14 protein-coding genes are annotated in these 14,481 nt (G+C 44.4%); 6 read left to right on the forward strand and 8 right to left on the reverse strand.

Annotated elements, in window-relative coordinates; genetic code table 11:
- Positions 1–156: 156 nt before the first annotated feature.
- From aspS to ruvB, 5 genes are all read left to right on the forward strand, one after another.
- Entirely contained in the window at positions 157–1,932 is a 1,776-nt protein-coding gene (gene aspS, locus ACROAE_RS06750) for an aspartate--tRNA ligase (protein WP_432400225.1), read from the forward strand.
- 111 nt (positions 1,933–2,043) lie between these two features.
- A complete protein-coding gene (locus ACROAE_RS06755; protein ID WP_432400226.1) occupies positions 2,044–2,796 on the forward strand; it encodes a YebC/PmpR family DNA-binding transcriptional regulator in 753 nt (250 codons plus the stop codon).
- Complete coding sequence (gene ruvC, locus ACROAE_RS06760; RefSeq protein ID WP_432400227.1) at positions 2,793–3,311, forward strand: crossover junction endodeoxyribonuclease RuvC; 519 nt, start codon at positions 2,793–2,795, stop codon at positions 3,309–3,311. Before ACROAE_RS06755 ends, ruvC begins: the two co-directional genes overlap by 4 nt.
- The gene (gene ruvA / locus ACROAE_RS06765) at positions 3,308–3,925 is read left to right on the forward strand and encodes a Holliday junction branch migration protein RuvA (protein WP_432400228.1); all 618 of its coding nucleotides are present in this window, start codon (positions 3,308–3,310) and stop codon (positions 3,923–3,925) included. Before ruvC ends, ruvA begins: the two co-directional genes overlap by 4 nt.
- A gap of 33 nt (positions 3,926–3,958) precedes the next feature.
- Entirely contained in the window at positions 3,959–4,963 is a 1,005-nt protein-coding gene (ruvB, locus tag ACROAE_RS06770) for a Holliday junction branch migration DNA helicase RuvB (protein ID WP_432400229.1), read from the forward strand.
- 144 nt (positions 4,964–5,107) lie between these two features.
- On the opposite strand, the gene ACROAE_RS06775 is transcribed toward ruvB, so the two are convergent.
- Positions 5,108–6,043 (reverse strand): hypothetical protein, encoded by a 936-nt coding sequence (locus tag ACROAE_RS06775; protein WP_432400230.1) that lies wholly within the window; start codon positions 6,041–6,043, stop codon positions 5,108–5,110.
- A 243-nt stretch (positions 6,044–6,286) separates the two neighbouring features.
- Here ACROAE_RS06775 and ACROAE_RS06780 point away from each other — a divergent pair, with 243 nt between their 5' ends.
- Positions 6,287–8,044, forward strand: coding sequence for an acyl-CoA dehydrogenase C-terminal domain-containing protein (locus ACROAE_RS06780; protein ID WP_432400231.1), 1,758 nt, complete (start codon positions 6,287–6,289; stop codon positions 8,042–8,044).
- A 96-nt stretch (positions 8,045–8,140) separates the two neighbouring features.
- On the opposite strand, the gene ACROAE_RS06785 is transcribed toward ACROAE_RS06780, so the two are convergent.
- The 7 genes from ACROAE_RS06785 to hypF all read right to left on the reverse strand — a co-directional run bounded on the left by ACROAE_RS06785 (position 8,141) and on the right by hypF (position 14,458).
- Positions 8,141–8,305, reverse strand: a complete 165-nt coding sequence (locus ACROAE_RS06785; protein ID WP_432400232.1) for a hypothetical protein — start codon at positions 8,303–8,305, stop codon at positions 8,141–8,143.
- 92 nt (positions 8,306–8,397) lie between these two features.
- On the reverse strand, positions 8,398–8,742 hold the full coding sequence (locus ACROAE_RS06790) for a hydrogenase maturation nickel metallochaperone HypA (RefSeq protein ID WP_432400233.1): 345 nt from the start codon (positions 8,740–8,742) through the stop codon (positions 8,398–8,400).
- Positions 8,742–9,749 (reverse strand): hydrogenase expression/formation protein HypE, encoded by a 1,008-nt coding sequence (gene hypE, locus ACROAE_RS06795; RefSeq protein WP_432400234.1) that lies wholly within the window; start codon positions 9,747–9,749, stop codon positions 8,742–8,744. Before hypE ends, ACROAE_RS06790 begins: the two co-directional genes overlap by 1 nt.
- Entirely contained in the window at positions 9,739–10,866 is a 1,128-nt protein-coding gene (gene hypD, locus ACROAE_RS06800) for a hydrogenase formation protein HypD (RefSeq protein WP_432400355.1), read from the reverse strand. Before hypD ends, hypE begins: the two co-directional genes overlap by 11 nt.
- Positions 10,866–11,105 (reverse strand): HypC/HybG/HupF family hydrogenase formation chaperone, encoded by a 240-nt coding sequence (locus ACROAE_RS06805; RefSeq protein WP_432400235.1) that lies wholly within the window; start codon positions 11,103–11,105, stop codon positions 10,866–10,868. Before ACROAE_RS06805 ends, hypD begins: the two co-directional genes overlap by 1 nt.
- A gap of 2 nt (positions 11,106–11,107) precedes the next feature.
- Positions 11,108–11,860 (reverse strand): hydrogenase nickel incorporation protein HypB, encoded by a 753-nt coding sequence (gene hypB, locus ACROAE_RS06810; protein WP_432400236.1) that lies wholly within the window; start codon positions 11,858–11,860, stop codon positions 11,108–11,110.
- Between the two features lie 159 nt (positions 11,861–12,019).
- Positions 12,020–14,458, reverse strand: coding sequence for a carbamoyltransferase HypF (gene hypF / locus ACROAE_RS06815; RefSeq protein WP_432400237.1), 2,439 nt, complete (start codon positions 14,456–14,458; stop codon positions 12,020–12,022).
- Positions 14,459–14,481 lie beyond the last annotated feature (23 nt).

Consider the following 14,481-nt stretch of genomic DNA (forward strand, 5'->3'; position numbering starts at 1 on the left):
TTCAGTCAGTCAACCGTGTTTATGTACGACAGGTATGGTTAATTCACACAAACTAACTGATACTTCAATGCATAAGTTTGAGTCACGGTATATAATGCCGTTTTTATCGTTTTCGATTTCCAAAACTACCGCTTTGTGGATAAAGGATAGAGTTCAATGCGCAGTCATTATTGTGGAGACATTAATAAGTCTCATCTTGATCAAGAAGTTACTTTAGTCGGTTGGGTAAACCGTAGTCGTGATTTAGGCGGAGTTGTGTTTTTAGACTTACGCGACAGAGAAGGACTCGTTCAGGTTGTTTATGACCCAGACTTAAAAGAAGTCTTTGACGTTGCAAGCACACTGCGCAGTGAATTTTGTGTTCAAATAAAAGGATTGGTTCGTGCTCGTCCAGACAGCCAAATCAATACACAAATGAAAACCGGCGAAATCGAAATCTTGGGTAAACAACTGACCATTATCAATGCGTCAGCCCCCTTGCCACTGAGCATGGACAATTACCAAAACAACAGCGAAGAGCAACGTCTTAAATATCGCTACCTAGATTTACGTCGCCCAGAAATGGCCGAGCGTTTAATCTTCCGTGCTAAAGTGACCAGTGCCGTGCGTCGTTTCTTAGATGGTAATGGCTTCCTAGACATCGAAACCCCTATTTTAACCAAAGCAACACCAGAAGGTGCGCGTGACTACTTAGTCCCTAGCCGTACTTATAAAGGTCAATTCTTTGCATTACCGCAATCGCCGCAGCTATTTAAACAATTACTGATGATGTCGGGTTTTGACCGTTACTATCAAATTGTGAAATGTTTCCGCGATGAAGATTTGCGTGCTGATCGTCAGCCTGAATTTACTCAAATCGATATCGAAACATCCTTTATGTCATCAGAGCAAGTGATGGAAAAAACTGAGCAAATGATGCGCGGTTTATTTCAAGACTTGCTCAATGTCGATTTAGGTGAGTTTCCGCGTATGTCTTACGCAGAAGCGATGAAGCGTTATGGCTCTGATAAGCCAGACTTACGTAACCCACTTGAATTAGTGGATATTGCTGACTTAGTTAAAGACGTAGAGTTTGCGGTATTTAACGGCCCAGCTAATGATGTAGAAGGTCGCGTAGCAGCGCTTCGTATTCCTACTGGGGCATCATTGTCTCGTAAGCAAATTGATGATTACACTAAGTATGCCGGCATTTATGGCGCTAAAGGCTTAGCATGGATGAAGCTTAACGATTTAACGGCGGGTATGGATGGGATTCAATCTCCAGTACTTAAGTTTTTATCTGAAGACATTGTTAACGACATTATTAGCCGTACCGGTGCACAAACTGGCGACATCATTTTATTTGGTGCCGACAAAGCCAACGTGGTTGCAGAAGCCATGGGTGCATTGCGCTTAAAAGCGGGTGAAGACTTTGATTTACTTGAAGGTCAATGGCGCCCAATGTGGGTTGTTGACTTCCCAATGTTTGAGAAAATCAATGGCGGTTTCCATGCAGTCCACCACCCATTTACTGCACCACGCGGTATTAGCCCAGCAGAATTAACTGCCGATCCAGCAGCGGCTATTTCTGATGCATACGACATGGTATTGAATGGCTGCGAATTAGGCGGTGGTTCTGTACGTATTCACAATGCTGAAATGCAAAGCACGGTATTTAATATTTTAGGTATTGAAGCCGAAGAAGCGAAAGAGAAGTTTGGCTTCTTACTTGAAGCATTACGTTATGGTACGCCGCCACATGCTGGTTTAGCATTTGGTTTAGACCGTATTATTATGCTTATGACGGGTGCTACCTCAATTCGCGATGTTATGGCATTCCCTAAAACAACCACAGCTGCGTGTCCGCTCACTAACGCGCCAGGTTTTGCTAATCCAGTTCAGTTAACTGAGTTAGGCATTGCCGTGATTGAAAAGGCAAAAACGGAAGAATAGTTTTTAATGTTCAACTTCACTCGCTCTTAAAGGGCACCACATACCGAGGCTGCTGCCTCGGTCTGTTTTTTACAAGTATGATTTTGTACTTGAACGAAAAGGGAGCTTAATATGGCAGGACACAGTAAATGGGCCAACATTAAACACCGCAAAGCAGCCCAAGACGCTAAGCGTGGTAAATTATTTACTAAATTTATCCGTGAACTCACCGTTGCGGCTCGAGAAGGTGGCTCAGACCCCGATGCGAATCCAAGATTACGCGCCGCCATCGATAAAGCCTTATCAAATAACATGACTCGCGACACCGTAGAGCGTGCCATTAAACGTGGCGCAGGTGAAGTCGACGGCCAACAACTTGAAACCATCATTTATGAGGGCTATGGCCCAGGCGGAACTGCCGTGATGGTCGAAACCATGACAGATAATCGTAACCGGACAGTATCTGGTGTACGTAATGCCTTTAATAAATCGGGTGGCAATTTAGGTACCGACGGTTCAGTGGCGTATTTATTTACCAAATCAGGTGTGATTTCATACAACAATGATACTGATGAAGACACATTGATGGAGCTAGCGCTAGAAGCGGGCGCTGAAGATGTGGTTACTCATGATGACGGTGCAATGGATGTATTTACCAGCCCAGAAACATTTGGCAAAGTAAAAGATGCACTCGACAGTGGCGAACTTGAAGCTGTTAACGCAGAAGTGACCATGGTTGCTTCAATTAAAGCGGAATTAGATATCGATACCGCAGAGAAATTTTTACGATTAATTGACATGTTAGAAGATCACGATGATGTACAAGAGGTATATCATAACGCTGAGATTTCAGATGACGTCATGGAAGCATTAGATAATCTATGATCATATTAGGGGTCGATCCCGGCTCACGTATTACCGGTTATGGCGTGATCCAATGCCATGGTAGACAACAAATTTATTTAGGCAGTGGGTGTATCCGCACCTCGGCCGATGATTTACCCCAGCGCTTACAGCAGATTTATGCAGGTTTAAGCGAAATTATTACCCAATATCAGCCTAATGAATTTGCGATTGAGCGAGTTTTTATGGCAAAAAATGCCGACTCGGCATTAAAACTGGGTCAGGCACGTGGCGCCGCCATTGTTGCTGCTACCTGCGCTAATTTACCGGTGGCCGAATACAGCGCGACCCAAATTAAGAGTGCCGTAGTGGGTACCGGACGTGCTCAAAAAACACAAGTACAGCACATGATAAAACAACTGTTAAAATTGCCCGCCGCGCCACAAGCAGATGCAGCGGATGCGTTAGGGGTCGCAGTGTGTCATTTTCATACTTATCAAAGTCTTATTGCTATGGGCGGTAAGGCGAGTAGCAGAACTTACGGAAGATACAAATGATTGGTCGACTCAGTGGGATATTAGCGGAAAAACAAGCACCTGAAGTGGTGCTAGACGTAAATGGTGTGGGTTATGAGTTACAAGTGCCCATGACCAGTTTTTATGAACTCCCCGAACTTAATCAGCAGGTGATGTTGTTCACTCACTTCGTTGTGCGTGAAGACGCGCAGCTACTGTATGGCTTTATTACCAAACAAGAACGGGCATTATTTCGGTTATTGATTAAAACCAACGGAGTAGGTCCTAAATTGGCGTTAACTATTTTGTCGGGAATGACCGCTTCAGAGTTTGTCTCTTGTGTTGAACGTGACGATATTGTGACGTTAGTGAAGTTACCGGGCGTAGGTAAGAAAACTGCTGAACGTTTAGTGATTGAAATGCGCGACAAACTCAAAAGCTTGCTTGAAGCTTCTGTTGGGTCGGAACGTGAATTTATGTTGCAAAGCAACTATAAACCAACACCAGTTGCAGACAGTGCAGAAGAAGATGCCATATCAGCGTTATTGTCATTAGGCTATAAACCCGCCCAGGCCAGTAAAGCGGTTTCTGCGGCATATGCTGATGGCATGAGTTCTGAAACGCTGATTAAAGCGGCATTAAAGTCGATGTTATAACACGTTGAATATACAGACTAGGGTATCTACATAATGATTGAAGCTGATCGCCTGATCCAACCGCAAGTACAAGGTCAAGATGAACAAATTGACCGTGCAATGCGACCGAAAATGTTGGATGAGTACACCGGGCAGGACGATACTCGCGCCCAGCTTAAAGTGTTTATTCAAGCGGCAATCAATCGAGGTGAAGCATTAGATCATATGCTTATTTTTGGCCCGCCAGGTTTAGGTAAAACCACGTTAGCTATGATTGTGGCGAATGAAATGGGCGTGAATATTAAATCGACATCAGGTCCCGTGCTTGAAAAAGCGGGTGACTTAGCGGCGTTATTAACCAACCTTGAACAAGGCGATGTTCTCTTTATTGATGAAATTCACCGATTAAGCCCCGTCGTAGAAGAAATTCTGTATCCCGCAATGGAAGATTACCAACTCGACATTATGATTGGTGAAGGCCCCGCTGCACGTTCCATTAAACTCGATTTACCGGCATTTACGTTAGTCGGCGCTACAACTCGAGCTGGAGCGTTAACTTCACCACTGCGGGCGCGTTTTGGCATTCCTCTACGGTTAGAATTTTATAATGTTAAAGATCTCACCACCATTGTGACTCGTTCTGCCAAAGTGATGGGATTAGAAATTGATCATCAAGGTGCAATCGAAATTGCTACCCGTTCACGCGGCACGCCACGTATTGCTAACCGGTTACTGCGCCGTGTTCGCGATTATGCTGAAGTTAAACATGACGGCATTGTGACTCAAGAAGTTGCTGAATATGCCCTTGATTTACTTGATGTTGATGAACAAGGTTTTGATTACTTAGACCGTAAACTCTTATTAGCGATTATCGATAAGTTTATGGGCGGCCCAGTAGGATTAGATAACGTTGCTGCAGCCATTGGCGAAGACAGAGAAACGATTGAAGATGTACTTGAGCCGTTTTTAATTCAACAAGGCTTTATTCAACGCACGCCAAGAGGCCGAATTGCAACGCAACGGGCGTATGACCATTTTAGTATGGTTAAGCCAGAGTAGATGACTTCGAAAAAGAACCACTATTCATTCAGTCATACGCCTTATTTAAGCCCTTTTAAATTCTCGCTGAGTTATCACTGAATAAAGCAAAATGGTATTAACCCGAGTTGAGCTCACTTAGTTGTGACCGTTCATCAATACAGGTTACGATTCGTTTTCTGCCGTGGGTTTTGCCGTTAACGCAAAGACTTGCTGGCAGTACGCTAAATGATGGCGAATGTTATCCAAAAACTGTGAGGCCTGGTAATCCACTAAATACCAATAACTGGCTTGAGTTTGCGGGGTCTCATTATAAAAAAGGGCTTCAGCGGTGATTAAATCATCTTGAGTCGCATACGATAACCAATGCACGCTGGGTAAATTGCTCAACGCAGCTAACAGCGCGTATTGTAAATCGGGCTGTGCAGGGCGCTCAGTGGTGACTTGTAATGCTAACGATTGCGCCGTAGCCAAGCTAAATGCTGGCTGAGTATCTCGTTTACTGCGACGCACATAATCACTCAATAACACTGCAAATGGATTGATATCAGGTTGCTCAACTCGGGTATCAAGCTCTGCAGGAATGCTAGCTTGATCGATTAACAACTCCGGCCACACAATAGTGTTATGCGTTAAGGTTAAACCTAATGCAAGACGACGTTCCCCAAGCCAATTATGCACCATGCAAGGTAAATACTCATCAGCTGCCAATGATGATGAACGCCTTAATGATGGCATTAACGACATACGTTGTACGGATACTTGTGCTGCGACTATTGTCATTAAAAAGCTGGTCACTAACCCCGAAGATGGCCAACATTTAAGTTGCGAGTTAAGTGTCTCTGCAACTTGCGTTAATAATGATACTAATTGGCCATTATCAGGGCCGTTGCTGACGACAAAGGCATGACTTGATTCAGCATAAGGTCCATTGCAAATATTGATCACATTGGGCGCTTGATGTTGGGTCGCATTAAACACAAAGGTGTGACCCTCTATGGCAGGTTGCCACTCTCCTTGACCATTACCAATAATGGTCACGTTTTGGTAAGGCAGAATATTTTGCGATTCAGTTGCGACGGGGTTATCAGAAGAAGGCATTATTTCAAGTTCACTTTTAACGTTTCGACATGATGGCGTGTTCATTATCGCTTAAGCTCAATGACACTGCTGAGCGAGCAATTGTAACTCATTGATCTGGGCTAATGTCGAATAACTTAATGAAATCGTAAAAGGTCACACTTATTTAATGCGGATTGGTATTTGGTTAAAAAACCATTCCATTTTGTTACGCTTTAGTATAAATTAAAACAACTGTTTTAATTATTCGTTTAAGAGAACTTTATGTACCCATATCAAGCCCCATTAAAAGACATGCAATTCTTGTTAGAACAGGTTTTTGATGCGCCTACAACGTGGGAACAACTTCCTGCAATGGCAGAGACTGTTGACATGGATACAGCATTGGCCATTTTAGATGAATCAGCCAAAATTAGCCGTGATCTACTGCAACCTTTAAACCGTAATGGCGATGAACAGGGCGTGGTTCACAGTGGCAATAACATTATTACCCCAGATGGTTTTAAAGAAGCCTATAACCAATTTGCCGAAGGCGGTTGGGTAGGTTTATGCGGCGAAGCTGAGTTTGGCGGCATGGGCATGCCTAAAATGTTAGGCGTGTTGGTTGACGAAATGGGCTACAGCACCTGTAACTCTTTCACACTTTACAACTCGCTAACAGCCGGCGCAGCATTGTGTATTCATGCGCACGCAAACGATGAATTAAAGCAAACTTACTTACCGAATTTATATTCTGGCCAATGGGCTGGCGCAATGGACATGACCGAGCCACATGCCGGTTCTGATCTTAAAGGTATTCGTACTAAAGCAGAGCCTTTAGATGATGGCAGTTATTCTATTACCGGCAACAAGATTTTCATTACCGGCGGCGACCAGGATTTAACTGAAAACGTCATTCACTTAGTTCTGGCTAAACTGCCAAACTCGAAAGGGATTTCGTTATTCCTCGTGCCAAAAATCAGTGTTAATGCTGACGGTAGCCTAGGTGATGCCAACGGCGTTACTGTGGGTTCAATTGAGCACAAAATGGGCCTTAAAGCGTCTGCCACATGTGTCATGAATTATGATAATGCCAAAGGTTTCTTAGTCGGTGAGCCAGATCGTGGTTTAGTGTGCATGTTCACCATGATGAACTACGAGCGTTTAGCCATTGGTTTACAAGGCTTAGGTAACGGTCAAGCCGCTTATCAAATGGCCAGCGATTACGCCAAAGAGCGTTTACAAGGCGTTGCTGCAGCGGGTTCTGCAACTGGCGCAGTGTCTGATCCTATTATTGTCCATGGCGATGTGCGTCGTATGTTACTCACGATTCGCGCCATGACTGAAGCTGGGCGCGCGTTGTCAGTGTATACCGGTAAGCAACTGGATTTAGCCAAGTACGCCAGCGGCGATGTGCAAGCAAAAGCGGCGCGTTATGTGGGTTTACTTACGCCAGTTTCAAAAGCGTTTTTAACCGATCGCGGCTTAGATTCAACCGTAATGGGTCAGCAAGTGTTTGGTGGTCATGGTTATATTCGTGAAACAGGTATCGAGCAGTTTGTGCGTGATACCCGTATTGCCCAAATTTACGAAGGTACTAATGGTATTCAAGCCATTGACTTTTTAGGCCGTAAAATCACTTACGATAATGTGGCCACCTTGACTGAATTTGTTGCTGAAGTGAATGCCAGTCTTGTTGAATTAACTCAAGCGAACCCTGAACATAAAGCTAAGGTGAGTGCGGTATTTGCTGAGTTATTAGTGACAGCCAATTACATCAATGACAATAAGAAAACCCAACCAGCACTAGTGAATTCATGTGCCGTTGATTTCTTAGATGCGTTTGGTTATGCACTTTATGGCTACTTCTGGTTATTAATGGCCGATAAAGCTTCAAGCCATGAAGACTCGACCTTTGCAGCGCAAAAGCAGTATGTAGCCGATTTTTATATGGACAAGTTATTGTCTAAGTCTCAATACCACTTATCACAAGTTAATCAAGGTGATAAGTCTATTATGGCCATGCCAGCAGAGATGTTCTAAACCACTTTCGTGGATAATAGACAACACAATAAGCCTTCCATTAGTAATGGAAGGCTTTTGTACTTATGGCGTTCTGCATGTTGCTAATAGCGGTATTTATTTGCTGCGTTTCCAATAGATAAACGCCACAATCGCAACCAGTGCAATGGCAGGCGACAGATCCATTAAGTGATGAAATAATCCAACACCGCCGTGTCCCTCATGTGCCATAGCAAGAGATGGAGTAGCGGCAAGGATAAAGGCAAGTGATAAGTATTTCATGGTGTGGTCCTTTTATTGTGTTCACTTTTGTCGTTATTGTGTGTTTTAACATTACTTGTTCTGTGTCGCGTGAGTCGCTTATAAACCCGTCTTTATGTCTCTAAAATCAATTGCATTAGCATCATGTCTTCACCGTCCGTCACTAAGGTGTTATTGCCACCACAAATTGGGCAGATAATGGTGCGTTCATCAACCTGCGACTGTTTATCGCAATCGCGGCACTGCAACACTAATGGCTGAATATTCATGATTAGCTTGGCGTTATGGCATACCGTTTCCAACTTAAACGTATCGAAAGCCTGAGCCAGTAAAGCCGGTTCAACACCGCTCAAAATACCAATTTTAAGTTCGACTTGCTCAATGCCTTTGGCATTGTTTTGCAAGGCAAGTGCTTCACATTGTTCCATTAACGACATGACTATCGAATATTCGTGCATTAACAAATCCTGGGGAGTAATTCACCCTGAGGTAAATCTAAATAACGGCTGCTGCCCCACGGGGTGTTTAAAATCACTTTGCCTATTTGATTGTCAGTCACATGACCAATAATGGCTGCTTGCTCGCAATGGCCGTAACGTTGCATCACTTCAATGACACCCTCGGCAATGTCTTTAGGTACCGACAATAAAAAGGTGCCTTCGTTGGCTAAATCATAGGGTTCAAAACCAAATAGCTCGCACAAGCCTTTGACTTCATCACAGACTGGAATATGAGCTTCATCGACGGTAATACCCACGTTTGAAGCCGCCGCCCATTCATTTAATACTGCTGAAATTCCGCCACGGGTCGCATCGCGCATGGCGTGGACTTTAACATTGGCAGCCAATAGCTGTTCAACAATAGGCCATAGGGTATCGCAGTCACTGCACAGGGAAGACTCAAGGGTTAGGCCATCACGGGCCATTAATATTGCCGCGCCATGTCGGCCTATGTCTCTAGAGACAATAATGGCATCACCAATCTGTAAATTCCGTGCTGAAATGTCGGGATTGAGAATGCGTCCGATCCCTGAGGTATTGATAAATAAGCCATCAGCACAGCCTTTTGGTACCACCTTGGTGTCACCGCAGACAATTCTTGCTCCCGATTTATGTAACTCTTCAGCCATGCTATTAACGATGGTTTTGAGGTCATCGATGGCAAAGCCCTCTTCAATAATAAAGCTGCAACTTAAGTATTCTGGTTGCGCAGCCATCATGGCCAGATCATTCACCGTACCTGCGACAGCTAATTTGCCTATATCGCCACCAGCAAAAAATAACGGCGATACGGTAAACGAGTCAGTGGTGAAGGCAATATGGCCACACATGTTCAACTTGGCCGCGTCTTCTTGTGAGGCTAAGATTGGGTTATTAAATGCTGTAAAAAATAAATCGGTGATTAATTGATTCATTTCTTTACCGCCACCACCATGGCTTAGTTGCACGGTCTTTTTAGTTGGCATGTTGCACCTCTCCATAGCGATAATAAGCGTTACAAGCGCCTTCTGAGCTCACCATACAACTGCCTAAAGGCGTTTGCGGTGTACACCCTCGGCCAAACACTTTGCAGTCTTTGGGATTGGCTAATCCCCGTAAGATATCGCCGCACTGACACGCCTTATGATCATCAATTTCGGTTGTGGGTAATACGTCAACATAGATGCGCTCTGCATCGCGATGCTGATATTCAGGTTTTAAGGCCAGTGCAGATTTGGCGATTGGGCCTAAACCGCGCCAGCGAAAGCTATCACGCACGGTAAAATAGGTATCGACGAGCTGTTGCGCAGCCAGGTTGCCGTCATAGGTCACCGAGCGGCTGTATTGATTGTCTAAAACGGCTTCGCCAGCCACTTTTTGTTTCACAATGCGTAAAATAGACTCCATCACATCTACAGGCTCAAAGCCTGACACGACAACAGGTGTGTGGTAAGTGTCGACCGCAGCTTGATAGATTTTAGCGCCGCTGATGACGCTCACATGTGCCGGGCCAATAAACGCATTTACCTGGGCGCGGCTGTCGGCCATCACCGCATCAATTGCAGGAGGCACTAACACATGATTGATATGAAACAGCAGGTTAGGGATGTTTTGTGCTTCAGCCTGGGCAATTAATGCTGCGGTCATTGGCGTTGAGGTTTCAAAGCCAATGGCAAAAAAGATCACGGTTTTATCCGGGTTATCTCGAGCAATGGTTAACGTATCAAGTGGGTCGTAAATAGGCCTAATGTCGCAGCCTTTGGATCGAAACTGCGCCAAACTGCCCATTGAACCGGGCACACGGATCATGTCACCCAGGGTGACTAAAATGACATTGTCCTGACTTGCGAGTACCGCAGCATGGTCAATACGCTCTTTGGGCATCACGCACACAGGGCAACCTGGACCATGTATAAAGCGAATATTGTCAGGCAGTAATTGCAATAAACCGTATTTCATAATGGTGTGGGTATGGCCGCCACACACTTCCATTATATTGATTTGTTGATTGGTTTTAGCGGCAGTTTGTTTGATAAGCGCCGCTAAATGACCAATGGTTTTCGGATCTCGAAATCCTTGATAAAAGTCATTAAGGGTGAGCATCACATTGACTCCATTTGCATTTTTTCAACAATCTCTTGGTATAAATCAAGACTGAGTTGCGCATCTTTCTCATCAATTTTATTCATTACAAAACCAATATGGATAAGTACAAAGTCTCCTAATGCTAATGGTTCAGCCATTAAATGACTGCTAACTCGACGCCTTACGCCTAGCGTATCGACAGTAATGCTTGCATCATCATGTATTTCAACAACTTTTGAAGGAACGGATAAGCACATAATTAATGCTCCAGATTATGGGTAATCCAATGAGCAAAGGTTTTCATTGAGTCAGGATTTTTCACTGACAAAACGAAGAGTTCAACGCTAGGGTTGAGTTTGTGTAACTGTTGTTTGGCTTGTTCAATACTAAAATCAAAGTGGGGCAACAGATCAGATTTGGTAATGACGACCACGTCAGCGCGGCGAAACATCACCGGATACTTCTCGATTTTATCGTCGCCTTCTGGCACCGACAACAAGACGATATTTTTATGAGTGCCGACATCATAACTGGCTGGGCACACTAAATTGCCGACGTTCTCAACAAAACAAATATCGATAGGATTAAGGTCGATGTGATGCAACGCCCCATGCACCATAAAGGCATCTAAGTGACAAGCTGAGCCGGTTTGAATTTGGTAGGCATTAATCCCTTTAGCGATTAAGCGGTCTGCATCGCGTGAGGTTTCTAAATCGCCTTCAATCACAGCGTATTGTTGTTCAAGGTATTGTGGTAAATGTTCGAGCAGTGTGGTTTTCCCACTGCCAGGGCTACTCATCAAATTAAATGCCGTGACATGATGGGACTTAAAATGATCACGGTTATGCTGCGCTTCAACATCATTTTTATCCAATATTTTATGAATAACCGCTAAGGTTTTCTTGTCGTTTAATTGAGGATTACTGTGAAGTTGGCTGTGATGATGTTCGCCATGAGTATGCTGATGATCAGCATGATCGTGTGTGATAGAACAACCGCAATCTTTGCACATGTTTTTTCCCTAATATGACTTATCTTTTAGCTAGTGTCGGTTAAGTTAGAGAACGATTCTTTGATGCACGTCAGCTTTTGATAAAAACAAAGAGAACAAGCGCAGTATCTGCGCGATAATGTGATCTGCGCCACAGCGTTAACAGTAAAAATAATGCCCTCAAGTAAGCGATGTCTCTGCTGAATTTGTTGATGTTTTAGGCAAAAATAAATGTACGCCATACCACAATTGGCCAAGTGCAATGCCGCCGTCATTAATGGGTACATGTTGGCTGGTTAATACCTGATGATTAGCGCGTTTACTTAGGGTTAAACATTGACCGAGTAAGGTTTTATTTTGAAATACGCCGCCACAAAATACTTGCGGGTAGTCACGATAATCTTCAGCGACACTATCAATCTTATCTGCTATTTCAGCCATAAATTGCCAGCATAGTTGATGAGTGAGGTAAGGTGTTGTTAACGCGGAATCTTGTTGATGCGCTGTTAGCACCAGTTGAGTAATAAATTGACTGCTATGCCATTGAATAACCTGGCTGTCTTGCGCTGTAGAGGCGGGATGTTGCGATAAGCTAATCCTTTTTAATGCATTATGAATCCCACTGTCTTTGGCTGTGTGTAGTTGTAAATATTGATTAGCCGCGGTTTCAATCATCATGCCGGCCTGGCCTTCATAGTCATTATGTTCAAGTAAATTAAGCCCGACAGCCAATGCATCAAACAAGCGCCCAACCGAACGACACGCAATACAATGACTGTTGTTGCGCCATAATCGGTGCAAATTGGTCACGGTTTGCTTGCCTAAACTAATGATTGCCTTAATGGGCAATGCCAACACTTGCTCAAGCGATAATTGTTCAAATAACAGTGCCAACAAAATGCGCACTGGCTGTTTAATAGCTTGCTCACCGCCGATTAATTTGAACTCACTAAAATGGGCTAGGGTAGTAAAACCGTTAATATCGGCGAGCATCACTTCGCTGCCCCATAACACGCCGTCGTCGCCTAACCCCGTTCCATCAAAGCTCACACCAAACACAGGTGCCGTCTGTTGATGCACCGCCATCACCGCTAATACGTGAGCATAATGATGCTGAATGCCCACGCATTGTTCGGCTGGCATCGAATGGCGCTGTTGGTAGTCCATTGCCCATTGGCTTGGCGCATATTGCGGGTGTTTATCATGGATAATATGACTCGGGCTAAAATCATATAATCGCTTAAACGTGGCTAAGCTTTGATGAAAGTATTGCTGTGCTTCAAGGCTAAACAAATCACCAATGTGCGGCGATAACATCATGCAATGATCAACCCCAAAAGCGACCGCGTTTTTTTGCTGTGCCCCCACGGCTAATATCGAATGTGTGTCAGCATTAATTGTTGCGGGATCTGAAATATTAATGGTTAATGGCGCGTAGCCTCGAGCTAAACGGATCACTTGCAATTGCTGGTCAATCACCTGTACGACACTGTCGTCACAGGCGTTAATAATCGCTCGATTATGATCCAATATGGCATCAACCACATGGCCTAAATGATGTTCGATTTCTGCTTTATTGCCAATAATGGGCTCACCATTGCGATTAGCGCTAGTGGCGACGATTGGGTTATCTAATTTGTTCATCAGCAAGTGGTGTAGCGGTGTATAAGGCAAAAATACCCCGAGCCTATGAATCCCTGGCGCTAACTGTTCACTTAAGCCCAGTGAATTTTGGGTGTGTTTGTACATCAAGGTGATCGGCTTTTCTGCACTGTTTAGCACCGTCCACTCAGTGTCATTTCCATAGACACACTCATGTGCCTGACTAAGGTCTTTGACCATAATCGCAAGAGGCTTAGCTGGGCGTTGTTTGCGTTTACGCAGCTCGCGTACCGCGACATCATTACTTGCATCGCACACTAAATGAAACCCGCCTAACCCCTTAATGGCCACAATGGCCCCACGGTTTATTAGCTCCGCTGTTTGCGCTAATGCATCGCCATTATTTAATCCGCTGAATGTGGGATTTAATATGCTTAATTGCAACTGTGGCCCACATTGTGGGCAACTGACAGGTTGCGCATGGTAGCGGCGATCGAGCGGATTAGTATAAGCATTTCGGCAATGCACGCACATATCAAAACCCGACATGGCCGTGTTACAGCGGTCGTAGGGTAACGTCTTAATGATGGTGTAGCGCGGGCCGCAATTGGTGCAGTTAGTGAAGGGATATTGATAGTGTCGATTACTGGGGTCTTGTATTTCGTCTACACAATCCTGGCAAATACTTTTGTCGGCCGATATGGCCACATTGGCATGTTCGCCCGCTAATGTCTGGCTTTCAATAATACTAAATTCACTAAACGCAGACAGTGTTGAGATAGGGTTTTGTTCAATGGAATCGATGCGGGCAAGAGGTGGTGGGCTGTGCTGTAAGGTTGCTATAAAGGCGTTAATGGTGGCTTCATCGCCTTGTAATTCAATGGTCACACCAAGATGATTATTGAGTACAGTGCCAAGCAAATTGAGCTCTTTGGCCATGCGATAAACAAAGGGCCTAAATCCGACCCCTTGTACAATTCCTTTCACCACAATGATCACTTGCTGCACTGTTTTCATTCACATTCCGCAGTTAAATTCAG

The organism is Shewanella sp. MF05960, from assembly GCF_050849305.1.
GTDB lineage: Bacteria > Pseudomonadota > Gammaproteobacteria > Enterobacterales > Shewanellaceae > Shewanella.